The organism is Roseburia hominis A2-183 (assembly GCF_000225345.1).
Classification (GTDB): domain Bacteria; phylum Bacillota; class Clostridia; order Lachnospirales; family Lachnospiraceae; genus Roseburia; species Roseburia hominis.
Genome location: NC_015977.1, coordinates 1,662,922 through 1,680,695, shown reverse-complemented (window position 1 = coordinate 1,680,695; position 17,774 = coordinate 1,662,922). Strand labels below are relative to the sequence as shown.

Sequence of the window (17,774 nt, the reverse complement as noted above, 5' to 3'; positions counted from 1 at the left end):
GAATGGAATGCCGCAGATAACACTGCTTTCGCAGGAAACAATCGATAAAATAGCAGCCGGGGAGGTGGTGGAACGGCCGTCCTCGGTGGTCAAGGAGCTTGTCGAGAACGCGATCGATGCCCGGGCAACCGCCGTCACGGTCGAGATCAAGGAGGGCGGCACAACGTTCGTGCGCATTACGGATAACGGCTGCGGAATTGAGCGTGAGCAGGTACCGCTCGCGTTTCTGCGCCATTCCACCAGCAAGATTAAGAGTGTGGAAGACCTTTTATGCATCCATTCGCTCGGGTTTCGCGGTGAGGCGCTCTCAAGCATTGCCGCCGTATCGCAGGTGGAGCTGATTACCAAGACTTACAGCGATCTGACCGGAACGCGCTATGTCATTGAAGGCTCAAGAGAGATGAGCAACGATGAGATCGGCGCGCCGGACGGCACGACCTTCATCGTCAGAAACCTCTTTTACAATACGCCGGCACGGAAAAAGTTTTTAAAAACCGCGCAGACGGAGGGAAATTATATCAGTGACCTGATAGAGCGCCTTGCCTTGTCCCATCCGGATGTCTCTTTTAAGTTTATCAGCAACGGACAGACCAAGATGCATACCTCCGGCAACTCCAATGAAAAAGATCTGATCTATCATATCTACGGGCGCGATATTACGGCGGCGCTTCTTCCGGTCTGCGCAGAGACAGAATATTTCTCGGTAAAGGGCTTTGTCGGAAAACCGATGATTTCCCGCGGAAACCGCAGCTACGAAAGCTATTTTATCAATGGACGCTACATCAAAAGCGCACTGCTCTCCAAAGCGGTGGAAGAGGCGTACAAGGGCTTTATGATGCAGCATCAGTATCCGTTCTGCGTGCTGTATTTTACCATGGATACGGAGCTTTTGGACGTCAATGTGCATCCGACCAAGATGGAGCTTCGTTTTTCCAACAATGAGGAAGTGTACCGGAAGCTATATCAGACGATCCGCGATGTGCTGACTCACAAGGAATTTATTCCGGCTGTCCCGGTGGAGGAAAAGAAAGAAGAAAAGCGGCCAGCCATTACCGGTAGCCTGCCGGAGCCATTTGAGACAAAACGTCTGCATATCCCGCCGCAGACACAGGTGCTGCCGCAGGGGCAGAACGTGACGCCGGAACCAGTCAGAACACCGGAAAATCTGGACGTGTTCCGGCAGCTTCTGGTGCGGGAGGAGAGCAGCTATCATGCGGATTCCGCATCTGCGGGTTCTGCTTCGGCCGAAGACGGCAGCCGGATACAGGAGATGTCATGGGAAGCGGAATGCATACCGGCGGCGGATACCGTACAGCCGGATGTGCAGCCGGAGCCGATTCCTAAGGCAGAGGCCGTGCGGGGAACTCCTGATACACCGGAGAATCTGAATACGCCGGAGAATCTGAATATGCCGGAGAATCTGAATATGCCGGAGACAGACACACAGAATGTGCAGGAGACGCAGAATCCGCAGGAGACAGCGGACACGGTCGTGTACGAGCAGCAGACGCTCGAGGCGGCGGACACCGGATTTTTCACGCCGGATGCAGCCAGACGGCACCGGATCATCGGCGAAGTGTTTGACACCTACTGGCTGATTGAATACGAGGATAAGCTGTTCATTATCGACCAGCATGCCGCCCATGAAAAAGTGCTCTATGAGCGCACCATGGCGCGCGTCCGCACACAGAATTTTGCCTCGCAGACGCTAAGCCCGCCGATCATTCTGACGTTGAGCGCCGAGGAACAGGAAATGCTTACACGCTACGGGGAGCAGATCCGTCTGTTCGGTTATGAGGTGGAGCCGTTCGGCGGCAAGGAATTTGCCATCACGGCGATTCCAGCCGATTTTGAGGCGGTCGATATGAAAGGCATGTTCTTGGACATGCTGGACGATTTTACCAACATAAGCGGCAGGGAAGCACCGGAACTGATCTTGGAGAAGGTGGCTTCCATGTCCTGCAAGGCGGCGATCAAGGGAGGCGATTCCATCAGCAGGGCGGAGGCAGAACAGCTGATCGACGAGTTGCTGTCCCTGGAGAATCCCTACCATTGTCCGCACGGGCGGCCGACCATTATCTCCATGAGCAAATATGAGATTGAAAAGAAGTTTAAGAGGATTGTATGACAATGAAACCAAATCCCATGGTAATTCTGACCGGCCCGACAGCGGTCGGGAAGACAGCGCTTTCCATTGCACTGGCGAAAAAAATAAACGGAGCCATTATATCTGCGGATTCCATGCAGGTGTATAAATACATGGATATCGGCTCGGCAAAAATCATGCCGGAGGAGATGGACGGCGTCCGGCACTATCTTGTGGACGAACTGGATCCATCCGATGAGTTCCATGTCGTCCGTTTTGTGGAGATGGCAAAGCAGGCGTTAAAAGAGATTACGGCAAACGGTCAGATCCCCATTGTGGTGGGCGGAACCGGATTCTATATCCAGGCGCTGCTCTACGATATTGATTTTACGGAGCAGGAGTGTGACAGTGCATACCGCAGGCAGCTGGAAGAGCTGGCAGAGACACGCGGGAATCATTATCTTCACGAAATGCTAAAGGCGGTAGATCCGGCATCTGCAGAGGCGATCCACGAGAATAACCGCAAGCGCGTCATCCGCGCCCTGGAATTTTACCATGAGTCCGGCGAGCGGATCTCCGAGCATAACGAGCGGGAGAGCCAGAAGACATCCCCCTACAACTTTGCCTATTTTGTCTTAAATGACGACCGCGAAAAGCTTTACCGCCGCATCGATGCGCGCGTTGATGCCATGGTAAAGGCTGGGCTTGTCGATGAGGTGGCAAGGCTGCAGCAGATGGGCTGCCATGCGGATATGGTGTCCATGCAGGGACTTGGCTATAAAGAGATACTGGCGTATTTAAACGGCACCAGCACCCTGGAGGAAGCGATCTATATCATCAAGCGCGAATCGAGACATTTTGCCAAGCGGCAGCTGACCTGGTTCCGCAGGGAGCGGGATGTCATCTGGCTGAACAAGCCGGATTTTGAGTATGACGATACAAAAATACTTACATACATGATGGATGTGTTACAGGCGAAAGGAATTTTGCCGGCATAAAAGAGAGGTACAGAGATATGAATCAGTTATTACAGGAACAATACGAGCGTCTGGGGATTTCCCCGGAGGTAAGTGCATTCGGGGAAAAAATAGAAGCTTCCTTGAAGCAGCGTTTTGAAGAGATTGATGCACGCGCAGAATACAACCAGCTAAAAGTGTTAAAAGCCATGCAGGACAACCGTGTCTCGGCAGAATGTTTCAATACGACTTCCGGGTACGGCTACAACGATCTGGGCAGAGACACCCTGGAAAAAGTCTATGCCTCCTGCTTCGGCGGGGAGGATGCGCTGGTGCGTCCGCAGATCACGTGCGGCACCCACGCGCTGGCGCTGGCTCTGATGTCCAATCTGCGGCCGGGCGATGAACTGTTATCCCCGGTCGGCAAGCCATACGATACGCTGGAGGAGGTCATCGGCATCCGGCCGTCCAAGGGATCGCTCGCCGAGTACGGCATTACCTACCGTCAGGTGGATCTGCTTGCGGACGGAGAGTTTGACTATGAAGGCATCCGCGCCGCCATCAACGAGCGCACGCATCTTGTCACCATCCAGCGTTCCAAGGGATATGCGCCGCGCAAGACGCTCTCTGTGGAGCGCATCGGAAAACTGATCGCATTCATCAAGGACATCAAACCGGACGTGATCTGCATGGTCGACAACTGCTACGGCGAATTCGTGGAAGAGCGTGAGCCGATTGAGGTCGGGGCAGACATGATTGTCGGTTCCCTCATCAAGAATCCGGGCGGCGGACTTGCACCGATCGGCGGCTATATTGTCGGCAAAAAAGAATGTGTGGAAAATGCGGCATACCGTCTGACTTCCCCGGGACTCGGCAAGGAGGTCGGCGCTTCCCTCGGCATTCTGCAGTCGTTCTACCAGGGACTGTTCCTGGCACCGACCGTGGTGAGCGGCGCGTTAAAGGGCGCTATTTTTGCGGCAAATATTTATGAAAAGCTGGGATTTGACGTTGTGCCGGACGGCAGTGAGAGCCGTCACGACATCATCCAGGCGATTTCCTTCCACAATCCGGACGCACTGATCGCCTTCTGCGAGGGAATTCAGGCTGCGGCGCCTGTGGACAGCTACGTGACGCCGGAACCGTGGGCGATGCCGGGCTACGACAGCGATGTCATCATGGCGGCAGGTGCATTTGTGCAGGGTTCCTCCATCGAACTGTCTGCCGACGGACCAATCAAACCGCCGTATGCCGTGTATTTTCAGGGCGGTCTGACCTGGTACCATGCGAAACTCGGCATTTTGAAATCTTTACAAAAACTTAAGGAACGAAAACTTGTGAATCTGGATGCGTTATGCTAAAATATAATGTAAGTTTTTGTCCCGTAATTGGTTGACATAAATTCTACAAACCATCATAGGGAATTGCCGGGGAGAGACGGGAAATCTTTATGAATCATCATTTTACAACGGTTAAGGAACTGCCGGACTCGGAGAAGCCATATGAGAAGTTTTTAATATCCGGGGTCGAATCCTTAAGCGATGCGGAGCTGATTGCCGTCATCATACGTTCAGGGACGCGCGGGACGCGTTCTGTGGAAGTGGCGCAGGAATTGCTGCGGCAGGACGGACACGATCTGTTGAATCTCTACACGTTATCTGTTCAGGATATGCAGAAGATTCCCGGAATCGGACAGGTGAAGGCGATCCAGTTAAAATGCATTGCAGAATTATCCAAACGGATGGCGAAGACGCGCTATAAAGAGCGCATCTGTCTTGGCGATCCGGGCTCCATTGCAAGTTATTACATGGAGGATATGCGGCATGAGAGCAGAGAGCGTACGATGGTGCTTCTCTTTGACGCCAAATGCCGCCTGCTGGAGAAGGTTATGATGTCTGTCGGTAGTGCGACGGCTGCACTTGTCTCACCGCGCGAGATTTTTCTCGCTGCATTGGACAAAAGTGCGATTCAGATTGTGCTGATGCACAATCATCCCAGCGGTGATCCCTCCCCTTCGGCGGAGGACGATGCAGTGACAAAGAGAGTGGCGGAGTGCGGAGCGCTTCTTGGCATCCCTCTTGTGGATCACATTATTATCGGTGACCGCACGTACTACAGCTACAGAGAATGCAAAAGAATACAATAAAGGGAGAGAACAATGACGAATAACGTGTATGGTATTGACCTTGGTACCTGCAATATGAAGATTTATTGTAAGGCGTCCAACAAGATTATGAACGAGAAGAACACCATCGCTCTGGTGAATAAGAATGAGATGTATGCCTACGGTGATGACGCTTATGCAATGTATGAGAAGGCACCGGAAACGATTCAGGTGACATTCCCGGTTGTGGGAGGCGTGATTGCGGATTTTAATAATCTTCAGGTAATGCTTCAGACTTATCTGGAGACCCACGCCAAGGGCAAGCTGCGCGGAGCGGAATTCATTGTTGCTGTTCCAACAGATATTACGGACGTGGAGAAGCGTGCATTTTTCGACATGTTCTACAAGAGCAAATTAAAGCCAAAGAGCGTGCTGTTATGTGAGAAGCCGATCGCAGATGCCGTCGGTCTCGGTCTAAACGTCAACGAGCCGACCGGTATTATGGTGGTAGACATCGGTGCGGATACCACAGAGATTTCCGTCATCTCGCTGGGCGGGCTGGTCTTAAGTGATCTGTTACATTCCGGCGGCAACAAGATCGACGAATCCATTATCACTTATGTGAAGCGCAAGTACAATCTTGTCATCGGACAGAAGACCGCGCAGAGCATGAAGGAGACCCTCGGAAGCGGTATCCCGGGCAACACCCAGACCATGGTGGTTGTCGGACGCGACGTGGTGAGTGGTCTGCCGATTGAGATGGAGATGTCGGGAGCTGTTGTCTATGAGGCGATCAAGGACAACCTCAACACGATCTGCAATTCCATCAAAATGATCCTGGAGAAGACGCCGCCTGAACTTGCAAGAGACATTATTCATTCCGGCATCTATATCACGGGAGGAAGCTCCAAGATTCATGATCTGGATCAGCTGTTCCGTGATATTACAGGAATCGAGATCAATACCTGCGAGGAGCCGGAGGAGTGTGTGGTGCGCGGACTCTTAAAGATCGTATCCGATGCCAAGTTTAAGCATCTGGCATTCAGTATGAAGAATAAGATATTGTTATAGAGGAAATTATGAAACGGAAACCCAAAATTGTTTTGCCTGCCAAGTACATATTGCTGATTCTGACCGTTGTCTGCGTGGCAGCCATGATTACCAGCTTTACGCTCAATATCTCCGGCGGTCCGCTCAACGCGGTTGCCGGTTATGTGTTTGTTCCCATGCAGCGCGGGATCAACACGGTCGGCGCATGGATTACGGAGAAAGCCGACAATCTTAAAAATTTAAGCGATGTCATGGCGGAAAACGATGCGCTCAAAAAGCAGGTGGATGAGCTTACCTCCGAACTGAATACCAACAATCTGGAGCAGTATGAGCTTGAGAATCTGCGCGAGCTTCTGGCACTGGACCAGAAATACCCGAGCTATGAGAAGGTGGCTGCCAATGTCATCGGCAAGAGCAGCGGGAACTGGTTTTCCTATTTCACGATCGACAAGGGAACCGACGACGGAATTGAAGTCGACATGAATGTGATCGCCGGCAGCGGACTTGTCGGCATTGTCACGGACGTCGGCCCGAATTATGCCAAAGTCACTTCCATTATCAACGATACGGCGCAGATCAGCGGTATGGTGACGACAACCTCCGACAACCTGATCGTAAACGGAAGTCTCCAGAACATGAATGAGAACATGGTCATCGAGTTTTCCAATTTGAATGACAGCGACAATAAGGTGGCGGTTGGCGACCCTGTTGTCACGTCCTACATTTCAGATAAATATCAGCAGGGAATCTTAATCGGCTACATCAGCAGTCTTTCGACGGATTCCAACAACCTTACCAAATCCGGCACGATCACGCCGGCAGTGGATTTTGAGCATATCGAAGAGGTTCTTGTCATTCTGGACAAGAAGCAGTCAGCCGGGGAGTAGGATTCATATTATGAGAAGAAAAGTAAATGTGTTTATTATCATTGCAATCTGTTTCCTGCTTCAGACCACGCTGTTTCAGGCATTGTCTTTCGCATCGATCTCGCCGAACCTTCTGATTATCGTCGTGTCGTCCTTCGGGTTTATGCGTGGGAAAAAAGAAGGAATGTATATCGGTTTTGCCTGTGGGCTTCTGCTTGATATCTTCGGCAGCGGAATTCTTGGATTTTATGCGCTGCTCTATATGTATATCGGCTACATCAACGGCTGTTTCCGCAAAATGTTTTACCCGGAAGACTTAAAGCTGCCCATGCTTTTGATTGCCGGCAGTGATCTGGGATGCAATCTGTTGATCTACTTTTTCTTGTTTTTGTTCCGCAATCGTTATCATTTTCAATATTATCTGTGGAACATCATGTTGCCGGAACTTGTCTACACCATGCTGATTACGATCTTTTTGTATGTGATTATCCTGAAAGTCAACCAGCGGCTTGAGACATTGGAAAAAAGGAGTGCAAGTAAGTTTGTTTGAGAATATAAAAGAAGTTTTCCGCATGTTTTTTAAATCGAGACTTGCCGTTGCTGCCGTTCTTATGACGGTGCTGTTCGGTGTGCTTTTGTGGCGCGTGTTCTACCTACAGATCGTAAAGGGCGAGAAATATCAGGACAACTACACCTTAAAGATCGTAAAAGAGCGGACCTTGAACAGTACGCGCGGCAATATCTACGACCGCAACGGCGAACTGCTCGCATACAATGAGCTGGCTTATTCGATCACCATCGAGGACAACGGCAGTTACAGCAGCACCGATAAGAAAAACGAATCGTTAAACGCCGAGATTGCCCAGGTTATCACTGCACTGGAGAAAAACGGCGATGCGATCACCGATGATTTTAAGATTGACCGCACCGGAGAGGGTACCTACGAATTCAATGTCACAGGTACCTCGTTAAAACGTTTCCTGGCGGATGTTTACGGCGAGAGCAGTTACGATGATCTCGGCATGAACAAAAAGCTTGGCTACGACACCTCCCAGGCGACCGTGGATCAGGTTATGGACTATCTCCGCAACGACTGTTACGGCATCGACGACAGCTACAGCGACGAGATGGCGTTCAAGATCACGATCGTGCGTTTTGCCATGGCGCAGAATGCCTACCAGAAATATATCGCAACCACGATTGCGACCAACGTATCCGAAGAATCCGTGGCGTACATCAGCGAGCACGCACAGGAACTGCAGGGCGTTGAGGTGATGGATGACACCATCCGCAAGTACAATAACAGCGAATATTTTGCCTCCATTCTCGGATACACCGGTAAAATTTCTTCCGAGGAATACGCCAAATTATCCGAGACGGATGACAGTTATACCACCAACGATGTCGTCGGCAAGGGCGGCATTGAGCAGTATATGGATTCCTACTTAAAGGGTGAAAAAGGCTACGAAAAGCTGTATGTCGACTATCTCGGAAAAGCCATCGAGGTGATTGACCGCAAGGAGTCCAAGGCCGGGAATAATCTGTACCTGTCATTGGACAGTGATCTGCAGATTGCGGTATACAATCTTTTGGAGCAGGAGATTGCGGGAATCGTGTATTCCAATATTGACAATCCTTCTTCCGATATTCCGATCCCGATCACAGATGTCTACTTTGCGTTAATCAATAACAACGTCATCGATCTCTCACACTTTGACAGTACCGACGCATCGACGGCGGAGCAGTCGGTATCCGCCATTTTTTCCGCACGGCAGGACGTGGTAAAAAGCCAGTTGAGAGAGCAGCTTACCGGCAACACGCCGACGGATTTTAAGGATCTCAGCGAGGAGGAGCAGGATTATTTCACTTATATTATCCGGAGACTCCGCAAAAATAATATTCTTGCCGACAGCAACATCGATACCTCCGATGAGGTCTACCAGCAGTGGCAGCAGGGGGAGTGCAGTCCGAAAGATTATCTAAATCACGCCATTGCCCAGAACTGGATTGACATTACCCAGTTTACGGTGGATGAAAAATACTCGGATTCCACGGAAATATATGATGCCCTGTGTAATTATATTCTGGAAGAGCTTTTCTATGAAATAGATTTTTCCAAGATCATTTATGAATATCTGATTACCGGCGGGCAGATTTCCGGGACACAGCTCTGTCTGATTCTGTTCGACCAGGGCGTGCTTCCGTACAACGAGGAAGAGATTGCAGCGTTAAACAACGGCTCTGTGACAGCGGTATCGTTCTTAAAGGAAAAGATACAGAATCTGGAGATCACACCAGCCCAGCTGGCATTGGATCCGTGCTCGGGATCGTGTGTGGTCACGAATACCAAGACAGGAGAGGTGTTAGCGCTTGTCACCTACCCGGGATATGACAGCAACCGTCTGGCAAACAACGTCGACACCGAATACTTTAACAGTCTGCAGGATGACAAATCACTCCCGCAGTACAATTACGCGACCCAGCAGGAGACCGCACCGGGATCTACCTTCAAGATGGTAACATCCACGGCAGGTCTGGCGGAGGGCAGCATCACAATCGGGGAGCGCATCCGTGATCTCGGCGTCTATGAGAACGTAAGCAACCATCCAAAATGCTGGATTTTTTCATCCAACGGCGGAACCCACGGGGAGATCAATGTCTCCGAAGCGCTTCGTGATTCCTGTAACTACTATTTCTACGAGGTAGGATACCGGCTTGCCACGAACAATTATTCCACGGCATATAACGATTCGCTCGGCATTGAAAAGCTTCAGAAATACGCGAGCCTCTTCGGTTTAAACGAACGCACCGGAATCGAGATCGAAGAAGCGGCGCCGCAGATCGCCAATGAATTCCCGGTCATGGCCGCTATCGGACAGAGTAATAACAACTACACCACGGTACAGCTTGCCAGATATGTGACAGCCGTCGCCAATGAGGGAACCGTCTACCAGTATACACTGTTGAACCGCCTGGAGGATTCCGACGGAAATGTGTTACAGACATTTGAGCCGCAGGTGCGCAATCAGATCGACGTGCTTGATACGGAAGAGTGGAATGCCATCCATTCCGGTATGCGCATGGTGGTGGAGAATACAAAAGAGTTTGACGGTTTTCCGATCGAGGCAGCCGGAAAAACCGGTACGGCACAGCAGAATTTAAAGCGGCCGAACCACGCATTATTTGTGGGATATGCGCCTTACGACGATCCGGAAATCTCGATCGCGACGCGTATCGCATACGGTTATACCTCTCACAATGCGGCGAAACTCGCCCGGAATGTATTTGCCTACTACTTTAATGTCGAGAATGAAGATGAACTGTTAAACGGTCAGGCTGCAAACGGCAATTCTTCATCCAACGAGATCAGTGATTAAGAGAGAAAGGCGCAGACAATGAGTCAGGCAGTCATTATCAAAAGCAGTAAAAACGGAATCAATCTGGTGCTGGATGCATCGATGCCGTTTCCGGAACTGCTCACAGAAATTCTTCACAAATTTACGGAGGCGGAGCGCTTTTTCGCGAACGCATCGTTTGCCATCTCTTTTGAGGGCAGAGAATTAAGCGATGAAGAAAAATACCAGATCGTAGACGCCATCATGGAACAGACCAGAGTCAAAATCCTGTGTATTTTAGACAGTGATGAGATCCGTGATGCGGTGATCGAACAGAAATGCCGCGAGATGCAGCAGACAAACGAAGAGAAAGAGGCGAGAAGACAGAGCCGCGGCTGCTTTTACCGTGGCTCCCTTCTGCCGGGAGAGCGCCTTGAGACCGAGGAGAGCATCGTCATCATCGGCGATGTCCCGCAGGAAGCGGTGGTGGTATCCCAATCGGATATCGTGGTGCTCGGCGAACTCTCGGGAAACGCCTTTGCCGGAATGAGCGGCAATACCAATGCCACGATCACGGCGCTTTCTTTCCTGCCCGAGCAGTATAACATTGCCGGCGTTTACGGCAGTCCGATGGAAAAAGCAAAAAATTCCATCTTTTCCAAGCGTAATAAGACCACACAGGCGAAAATGGCTTTCCTCTGTGACGGTATTATTAATATAAGGTCTTTCTCGTAAAGACTATAAAAACAGGAGGTCTTCCATGGGTGAAGTAATTACGTTTACCTCAGGAAAAGGCGGCGTTGGCAAGACGACTACAACAGCTAACGTCGGTGCGGGACTTTCACTGTTAGATAAAAAGGTGGTATTGGTAGACACCGATATCGGCTTAAGGAACCTCGATGTAGTCATGGGACTGGAAAACCGGATCCTCTATAATCTGGTCGATGTCCTGACCGGGAGATGCCGCGTTAAGCAGGCGCTGATCCGGGACAAGCGGTATCCGAATCTCTGGATCATACCGTCTTCGTGCTCCGGTGACTCCAAAAACAATCTGAATGAAAAACAAATGAAAAATCTGCTGTCGGACCTGCGAAAAGAATTTGATTACGTTCTGATTGACAGTCCGGCGGGAATTGACGGCGGTTTTAAGCTGGCGACGGCGGATTCCGACCGCATTATTGTGGTCACAACGCCGCAGATTGCGGCGATTCACGATGCGGACTGTGTAATCCAGCTTCTGCACCGGAAAAAGGTGCCCCGGATCGATCTGCTGGTCAACGGTTACCGCAGACAGATGGTGCGTGACGGCAACATGCTCGATATTCCGGATATCTGTGAGCTTCTGGAAGCGGAGCTTCTGGGTGTTGTTCTGGAAGACGAGGAGATTATCATCAGCCAGAACCACGGGGAACCGGTGATCGGGAAGCATACGGTTTCCGACACCTGTTACCAGAATATTGCACGCCGGATTGCCGGCATGGAAGTCGCAATACCGGATTATCTTCATCACAAAGGGATGTTCTCCAGATTCTTCTGGCGGAATCATGCCGGAAAGCTGGTGTAGGATGTGTCATAGAAGCAAGGGTGTTGCAAAAGAGCGGCTGAAGCTGATGATCGACAGCCGCAGGAAACAGCTGGATGACGAGACCCTGGCGCAGATCCGCCACGAAATTGGCGAAATCGTTACCAGATATGTCGATATTGAACCCGAAAACGTTGAAATTAAAATCATACTTAAGGATTACATATGTTCAAACAATACAAACTAAAGAATTACAAGTTCATATTGATTGCACTGGTGGTGATCTTAAATACCATCGGTGTGGCGCTGGTGGGAAGTGCAAGCCCGGGCGACCAGAAAAAGCAGATCATCGGTATGGTATCCGGGATCATCATTATGCTTCTGGTATCCTATATTGATTATAATTTTATACTGCGTTTTTCCTGGCTGATCTATCTGGGAGCCATCGGTCTTCTGGGGCTTGTCATTGTGGCAGGAGAGCAGAGCAAGGGTGCGCAGCGCTGGTTCAAGATCGGCGGATTTCAGTTCCAGCCGTCCGAACTGGTCAAGATTCTGATGATCCTTTTTCTGGCTTACTATTTTATGCGGTACGAGGAAAAAATAAATTCCCCGCGGGTGCTGTTCGGATCTTTTATGCTGATCGGCATTCCGCTTGCCCTTATTCTGGCACAGCCCAATCTTTCCACGACCATCGTTCTGGCGCTCGTTTTTGCGGCGATGCTGTTTGCCGCGGGGCTCAGTTATAAGATCGTGGTGGGCGTGCTGGCCGTGTGCGTTCCGACCTTTTTTATCGTATTGACGTTAATCATTCAGGATAAGTTTCCGTTTATACACAGCTATCAGCTCGGACGTATTATGGGATGGCTTTATCCGGATAAATATCCGGATATTGCCTACCAGCAGCAGAACTCTATCATGGCGATCGGTTCCGGCCTTTTGTGGGGAAAAGGACTCGGCAATACCGATCCTACCTCCGTAAAAAACGGCAAGTTTATACTAGAGCCGCAGAACGACTTTATTTTCGCCGTAGCGGGGGAAGAAATGGGCTTTGTGGGAACGGTCACCATTATAATTCTCTTGCTTTTCATTACGATTGAGTGTATATTTATTGCTAGAAAAGCAAAAGATGCGGCGGGCAGACTGATCTGCTGCGGCATGGCGGCATTGATTGGATTTCAGAGTATTGTCAATATCTGTGTAGCGACGGGATTACTGCCGAATACCGGTGTTACGCTCCCGTTTGTCAGCTATGGGCTTACGTCGCTATGGTCATTATATATCGGTATAGGGCTTGTTCTTAATGTAGGTCTGCAGCCGAAAAAATATTAACAGGGGGGACTTAAATTATGAACATCGGATTGATTGCACATGACTCAAAGAAAAAACTCATGCAGAATTTCTGCATTGCTTATCGTGGAATTTTATGTAAAAACGAACTTTATGCAACAGGAACGACAGGGAGACTGATCGAGGAGGTCACCAACTTAAACGTCCACAAATATCTGGCTGGACATTTAGGCGGCGTACAGCAGCTCGGAGCACAGATCGAACACAATGAGATCGACCTTGTGATCTTTCTGCGCGATCCCCTGACTCCGAAGTCCCATGAGCCGGATGTCAATACGGTTGTGCGCATCTGTGATACCCACAATATTCCGCTTGCAACCAATCTGGCAACGGCCGAGTTGTTAATCAAATCACTGGACAGAGGAGACTTAGAGTGGCGTGAAATGTATAAATAAATGGATCTGTCTGTCCCTTCTGATTGCAGTTTCCTGCGTCAGCGGATGCGGCAAGACGTCAGCTGCCATCGAACAGCCCTATGACGTGTATGCAACCGCAGCGGATTTCGGGTTGTCCTCGAATGGCACCGCAGAGGCAAAGTCTTATTTTGCGAGTAATCTCTGCGTTTCGGAAGATGTGGCGATCGGAACGGATTCCACGGATTCCCAGGTGGCAGAGGGCGCAGGCACGTTTAATCTTGAGACAAATACCGTAGTGTATGCCAAGAATCTGTATGAGCGGCTCTATCCCGCCAGCACCACAAAGATTCTGACGGCGTACATTGCCTTAAAATATTGTGATGATCTGGACGCTATGGTGACGGTCAGCGAGAATGCCGTCAATCAGGCATCCGATTCTTCCGTCTGCAATTTAAAAGCCGGCGACGTGATCCGGCTTCGGGATTTACTATACGGTCTGATGCTGCGCAGCGGGAACGACGCCGCAGTTGCCATTGCGGAATACATATCGGGAGATGTCGATTCGTTTGCGGCTCTGATGAATCAGGAGGCGGCAGCAATGGGGGCGACAAGGTCCCATTTTGTCAATCCGAACGGCCTTCCGGATGAGAACCATTACACCTGTGTCTATGATATGTATCTGATTTTTTCCAATGCGATCAAAAACGATACCTTTGTATCCATCATCGGCACAACCTCCTACGATGTTACCTATACCGACGCTTCCGGCGAGGCAGTGACCCATACGTGGGAGAACACCAATCAGTATCTGACCGGGAATGCAACCACACCGGACGGATTTCAGATTGTGGGCGGTAAGACCGGAACCACGGGCGAGGCGGGCTACTGTCTGGTACTGTATTCGTATAATCCATCCGGCCAGCCGATCATATCGATCGTATTCAAAGCGGACGGTAAGTCCAATCTCTATCTTTTAATGAACGAAATGCTGCAGGGATTCGCCATTTAGACGGCGGATCCCTGATTGTTTATATTTATTTGAAAATTGGTTGTATTTTATGTGCATATAGACTATAATCAATTTATAAAATCAACTGCTTTTATACATATTAACGGATTTTGTGTAGAAAGCAGCATCAGCAGGAGGAAATGACTATGATAGAGATTATTTCAGGCGAAAAGGGAAAAGGGAAGACAAAAGAGCTTTTGACCAAGGTAAATGCTGCGGTTGCCTCTGCATCCGGAAGCATTGTATACCTTGATAAGAGTCAGAAGCATATGTACGAACTCAGCAACAAGATTCGTCTCATCAATGTTACCGATTATCCGATCGATAATTGTGATGAGTTCCTCGGATTTATCTGTGGTATTGTTTCACAGGATCATGATCTGGAAGAAATGTATCTGGACAGCTTTCTTACGATCGCTTCCGTAGAGACGGATGACGAGATCTGTCATGCAATTCAGAAACTGGATATCATCAGTGAAAAATACAACGTAAAATTTGTTTTAAGCGTCTCCAGGAACGAGGCATCTCTTCCGGATTGCGCCAAAGCAAAAATTGTCATTTCCTTATAAAATGTAAAATGCCGTAAGAAAAGTGCTGTAGCGATACAGCACTTTTTCTTTGCCGGCAGGGACTTCTTATGCCTGATCGACAGAGCGGATGCGCCCGAACAGGCTGATCAGATAGAGACCGCCGAGTCCGACAAGCGCATAGATGATCCGGGAGAACCATGACATATTGCCAAAAATAAAGGCAACGAGGTCAAAACGGAAAAATCCGATCAGTCCCCAGTTAATGGCTCCGATAATCACCAGCGTAAGCAGTGTATAATCCAACCAATTTGTATTCATTTTCTATGCCTCCTTTTTCTATCATAGTATGGACATGCTGCGCCGGTTTTATTCTGCTTTGCCGGACTTGTTGTTCACTCCGGGAACAAATCCCGAATTTATTGCCGCTAAAAAGTTGTTTTCCAGGGCTGAAAATGGTAGAATAAAAATGTTGAATTTGAAAAAAGGTGGGGCATTTTTTGAGTAAAAATAAAAAAGTGGTTCGCTATCGCAAGCCGTTTAATGTCAATATCGGAATGATCATTTTTATTATTATTTTTATCTATCTGATATTTAACATTTTCTCCTACATGACGACGGAGCATATTTCCACGTATGAAGTAGAGCAGGGCACGATGGCAGAAAATAATATATACCGTGGACTGATTCTCCGCCAGGAGCAGGTCTATTCCTCGGATACGGCGGGGGCGCTGAATGTATATGTAAAGGAAGCTTCCCGGGTGGGTTACGGAAATCTGATCTGCTCCGTCGATGAAGGTGGCAGTGTGTCCAAGAAAATCGAGGAGGCAGCCGGCAACGCTTCCAATCTGAGTGCGCATGATCTCTCGGAGATTGAGGATTCCATAAGCGAATTTCAGATTTCCTACAGCGCCCAGAATTTTTATAGCGTTTCCACGTTTAAGGAAGATCTTGACTCTGCACTGAATGAATCCTTGAGCCTTGCCGCGCTGGACGGAATCTCTGATTACGCCGCGGCGGCGCAGGCAGAAAATACATTTCACACCTATCATGCCGATCAGCCCGGCATTGTCGTCTATTCCACCGACGGGTATGAGGGCGTTACCACGGATACGTTTCAGTCGTCCATGTTTGACGAGGCATCCTACGACCGCACGGACGGTCAGCGGGCACTGCAGGTTGCGGCAGGAGCCCCTCTGTATAAGCTGATTACAAGTGAATACTGGTCGCTTGTCATTCCAATCGGCTCCGATCTGGCAAAGCGGCTGGCGGACGATGATACCTTGCAGCTGCGTTTTATGAAGGATAACACCACGACCTATGCGACCTATACCATCACGGAAAAGGAAGGTTCCACCTATCTGATTCTGACGCTTCGCTCGGGGATGGTGCGCTATGCCAAGGATCGCTATGCCGAGGTGGAGCTGCTGCTTAGTGAGGAGACCGGACTTAAGATCCCCAATTCCGCCATCACGGAGAAGGAATTCTATACCGTTCCCAAGGATTTCTTCATGAAAGGCGGCGATTCCGGCAGTCTGGGCATTCTGGTGCAGAGGAGCGATTCCTCCGGGAAAGCAGGGGCGGAGTTCATTGCCCCGACCATCTACTATGAGACGGATACCGATTATTACATCGACGGTGAGGAGGTTGGCGCTTCGGATATCATCCGAAAGGCGGATTCTACGGAGACGTACCAGATCGGTTCCGGCACGGCGAGCCTGCAGGGCGTTTATAATATCAATAAGGGATATGCCATCTTCAAACAGATCGACATTCTCTATCAGAATGAGGAATACGCCATCGTGCGGACCGGGACAACCTACGGAATTGCGCTCTATGACCATATAGCGCTCGACGGAAGCAAAATTCACGAAAATGATCTGATCAATTAAACGGAGGAAATAGATATGTTAAAGGAAAATTTAAAAACAGTGGAAGAGCATGTACAGGAGGCTTGTAAGCGTGCAGGTCGTTCCCGCGAGGAAGTGACGTTGATCGCTGTCAGCAAAACAAAACCTTTGGAAATGCTGCATGAAATCTACGGGGAGGGCGTCCGCGATTTCGGAGAAAATAAAGTGCAGGAACTGTGCGATAAAATGGAGCAGCTCCCGTCCGACATCCGCTGGCACATGATCGGACATCTGCAGCGCAACAAGGTCAAATATATTGTCGGAAAGGTTGCCCTGATTCATTCGGTTGATACATACCGGCTGGCAGAAGAGATCAATATCCAGGCAAAGAAACGCGGCATCATCGTGCCGATTCTGGTGGAAGTCAATATCGCCGGCGAGGAGACCAAATTCGGCACAACGGCAGAAGATGCCATGCTGCTTGTGGAAGAGATTTCCAAACTGGAAAATGTGCGGATCAAGGGACTTATGACGATTGCGCCGTTCGTTGAAAATCCGGAGGATAATCGCCTTTATTTTCGGAAAATAAAGCAATTATCTGTTGACATAACAAATAAAAACATAGATAATGTATCTATGGAAATTCTGTCTATGGGTATGACAGGAGATTACGAGGTTGCCATTGAAGAAGGAGCGACGATGGTGCGTGTCGGAACCGGAATTTTCGGTGCACGCAATTACAAAAAAAGCAATGAATCGCATTAGGAGT

At 49.5% G+C, this 17,774-nt stretch carries 18 protein-coding genes; 17 read left to right on the top strand and 1 reads right to left on the bottom strand.

Annotated elements, in window-relative coordinates; all coding sequences use genetic code 11:
* Positions 1-7 precede the first annotated feature (7 nt).
* From mutL to RHOM_RS07465, 15 genes are all read left to right on the top strand, one after another.
* Positions 8-2,128: a DNA mismatch repair endonuclease MutL gene (gene mutL / locus RHOM_RS07535; protein WP_014079696.1), complete on the top strand. Its 2,121-nt coding sequence runs from the start codon at positions 8-10 to the stop codon at positions 2,126-2,128.
* A gap of 2 nt (positions 2,129-2,130) precedes the next feature.
* Complete coding sequence (gene miaA / locus RHOM_RS07530) at positions 2,131-3,084, top strand: tRNA (adenosine(37)-N6)-dimethylallyltransferase MiaA (RefSeq protein ID WP_044024914.1); 954 nt, start codon at positions 2,131-2,133, stop codon at positions 3,082-3,084.
* 17 nt (positions 3,085-3,101) lie between these two features.
* Entirely contained in the window at positions 3,102-4,400 is a 1,299-nt protein-coding gene (locus RHOM_RS07525) for a methionine gamma-lyase family protein (protein ID WP_014079694.1), read from the top strand.
* Between the two features lie 89 nt (positions 4,401-4,489).
* On the top strand, positions 4,490-5,185 hold the full coding sequence (radC, locus tag RHOM_RS07520; protein ID WP_014079693.1) for a RadC family protein: 696 nt from the start codon (positions 4,490-4,492) through the stop codon (positions 5,183-5,185).
* A gap of 12 nt (positions 5,186-5,197) precedes the next feature.
* Positions 5,198-6,214 (top strand): rod shape-determining protein, encoded by a 1,017-nt coding sequence (locus RHOM_RS07515; protein WP_014079692.1) that lies wholly within the window; start codon positions 5,198-5,200, stop codon positions 6,212-6,214.
* Between the two features lie 8 nt (positions 6,215-6,222).
* A complete protein-coding gene (gene mreC / locus RHOM_RS07510) occupies positions 6,223-7,080 on the top strand; it encodes a rod shape-determining protein MreC (protein ID WP_014079691.1) in 858 nt (285 codons plus the stop codon).
* Between the two features lie 10 nt (positions 7,081-7,090).
* Positions 7,091-7,609, top strand: coding sequence for a rod shape-determining protein MreD (mreD, locus tag RHOM_RS07505; protein ID WP_014079690.1), 519 nt, complete (start codon positions 7,091-7,093; stop codon positions 7,607-7,609).
* 22 nt (positions 7,610-7,631) lie between these two features.
* Positions 7,632-10,436 (top strand): penicillin-binding transpeptidase domain-containing protein, encoded by a 2,805-nt coding sequence (locus RHOM_RS07500; RefSeq protein WP_044024913.1) that lies wholly within the window; start codon positions 7,632-7,634, stop codon positions 10,434-10,436.
* 18 nt (positions 10,437-10,454) lie between these two features.
* Positions 10,455-11,129, top strand: coding sequence for a septum site-determining protein MinC (locus RHOM_RS07495; protein WP_014079688.1), 675 nt, complete (start codon positions 10,455-10,457; stop codon positions 11,127-11,129).
* 25 nt (positions 11,130-11,154) lie between these two features.
* Positions 11,155-11,958, top strand: a complete 804-nt coding sequence (gene minD / locus RHOM_RS07490) for a septum site-determining protein MinD (RefSeq protein ID WP_014079687.1) — start codon at positions 11,155-11,157, stop codon at positions 11,956-11,958.
* A gap of 1 nt (position 11,959) precedes the next feature.
* On the top strand, positions 11,960-12,163 hold the full coding sequence (gene minE, locus RHOM_RS07485; protein WP_014079686.1) for a cell division topological specificity factor MinE: 204 nt from the start codon (positions 11,960-11,962) through the stop codon (positions 12,161-12,163).
* A complete protein-coding gene (locus tag RHOM_RS07480; RefSeq protein ID WP_044024643.1) occupies positions 12,142-13,245 on the top strand; it encodes an FtsW/RodA/SpoVE family cell cycle protein in 1,104 nt (367 codons plus the stop codon). The genes minE and RHOM_RS07480 overlap by 22 nt, the downstream gene beginning before the upstream one ends.
* Before the next feature lie 17 nt (positions 13,246-13,262).
* Complete coding sequence (locus RHOM_RS07475) at positions 13,263-13,658, top strand: methylglyoxal synthase (RefSeq protein ID WP_014079684.1); 396 nt, start codon at positions 13,263-13,265, stop codon at positions 13,656-13,658.
* Positions 13,642-14,628, top strand: coding sequence for a D-alanyl-D-alanine carboxypeptidase family protein (locus tag RHOM_RS07470; protein WP_014079683.1), 987 nt, complete (start codon positions 13,642-13,644; stop codon positions 14,626-14,628). Before RHOM_RS07475 ends, RHOM_RS07470 begins: the two co-directional genes overlap by 17 nt.
* 146 nt (positions 14,629-14,774) lie before the next feature.
* Positions 14,775-15,197, top strand: a complete 423-nt coding sequence (locus RHOM_RS07465; RefSeq protein WP_014079682.1) for a hypothetical protein — start codon at positions 14,775-14,777, stop codon at positions 15,195-15,197.
* A gap of 66 nt (positions 15,198-15,263) precedes the next feature.
* Here the strand turns inward: RHOM_RS07465 and RHOM_RS07460 are convergent, their stop codons facing one another.
* Entirely contained in the window at positions 15,264-15,476 is a 213-nt protein-coding gene (locus RHOM_RS07460; RefSeq protein ID WP_014079681.1) for a DUF378 domain-containing protein, read from the bottom strand.
* A gap of 179 nt (positions 15,477-15,655) precedes the next feature.
* Between RHOM_RS07460 and RHOM_RS07455 the strand changes: the two genes are divergently transcribed.
* Positions 15,656-17,047 carry an HlyD family efflux transporter periplasmic adaptor subunit gene (locus RHOM_RS07455; RefSeq protein WP_014079680.1) on the top strand — a complete coding sequence of 464 codons (1,392 nt, stop codon included), beginning with the start codon at positions 15,656-15,658 and terminating at the stop codon, positions 17,045-17,047.
* A 15-nt stretch (positions 17,048-17,062) separates the two neighbouring features.
* Entirely contained in the window at positions 17,063-17,770 is a 708-nt protein-coding gene (locus RHOM_RS07450) for a YggS family pyridoxal phosphate-dependent enzyme (RefSeq protein WP_014079679.1), read from the top strand.
* Positions 17,771-17,774 lie beyond the last annotated feature (4 nt).

Excerpts from the sequence above, each read along its gene's own strand:
- RHOM_RS07480 (WP_044024643.1), top strand. The coding sequence starts at position 12,142 with ATGTTCAAACAATACAAACTAAAGAATTACAAGTTCATATTGATTGCA.
- RHOM_RS07495 (WP_014079688.1), top strand. The coding sequence starts at position 10,455 with ATGAGTCAGGCAGTCATTATCAAAAGCAGTAAAAACGGAATCAATCTG.
- mreC (WP_014079691.1), top strand. The coding sequence starts at position 6,223 with ATGAAACGGAAACCCAAAATTGTTTTGCCTGCCAAGTACATATTGCTG.
- RHOM_RS07515 (WP_014079692.1), top strand. The coding sequence starts at position 5,198 with ATGACGAATAACGTGTATGGTATTGACCTTGGTACCTGCAATATGAAG.
- minE (WP_014079686.1), top strand. The coding sequence starts at position 11,960 with ATGTGTCATAGAAGCAAGGGTGTTGCAAAAGAGCGGCTGAAGCTGATG.
- radC (WP_014079693.1), top strand. The coding sequence starts at position 4,490 with ATGAATCATCATTTTACAACGGTTAAGGAACTGCCGGACTCGGAGAAG.
- minD (WP_014079687.1), top strand. The coding sequence starts at position 11,155 with ATGGGTGAAGTAATTACGTTTACCTCAGGAAAAGGCGGCGTTGGCAAG.
- mutL (WP_014079696.1), top strand. The coding sequence starts at position 8 with ATGCCGCAGATAACACTGCTTTCGCAGGAAACAATCGATAAAATAGCA.
- RHOM_RS07500 (WP_044024913.1), top strand. The coding sequence starts at position 7,632 with ATGTTTTTTAAATCGAGACTTGCCGTTGCTGCCGTTCTTATGACGGTG.
- mreD (WP_014079690.1), top strand. The coding sequence starts at position 7,091 with ATGAGAAGAAAAGTAAATGTGTTTATTATCATTGCAATCTGTTTCCTG.
- miaA (WP_044024914.1), top strand. The coding sequence starts at position 2,131 with ATGAAACCAAATCCCATGGTAATTCTGACCGGCCCGACAGCGGTCGGG.
- RHOM_RS07525 (WP_014079694.1), top strand. The coding sequence starts at position 3,102 with ATGAATCAGTTATTACAGGAACAATACGAGCGTCTGGGGATTTCCCCG.
- RHOM_RS07465 (WP_014079682.1), top strand. The coding sequence starts at position 14,775 with ATGATAGAGATTATTTCAGGCGAAAAGGGAAAAGGGAAGACAAAAGAG.
- RHOM_RS07475 (WP_014079684.1), top strand. The coding sequence starts at position 13,263 with ATGAACATCGGATTGATTGCACATGACTCAAAGAAAAAACTCATGCAG.
- RHOM_RS07450 (WP_014079679.1), top strand. The coding sequence starts at position 17,063 with ATGTTAAAGGAAAATTTAAAAACAGTGGAAGAGCATGTACAGGAGGCT.
- RHOM_RS07460 (WP_014079681.1), bottom strand. The coding sequence starts at position 15,476 with ATGAATACAAATTGGTTGGATTATACACTGCTTACGCTGGTGATTATC.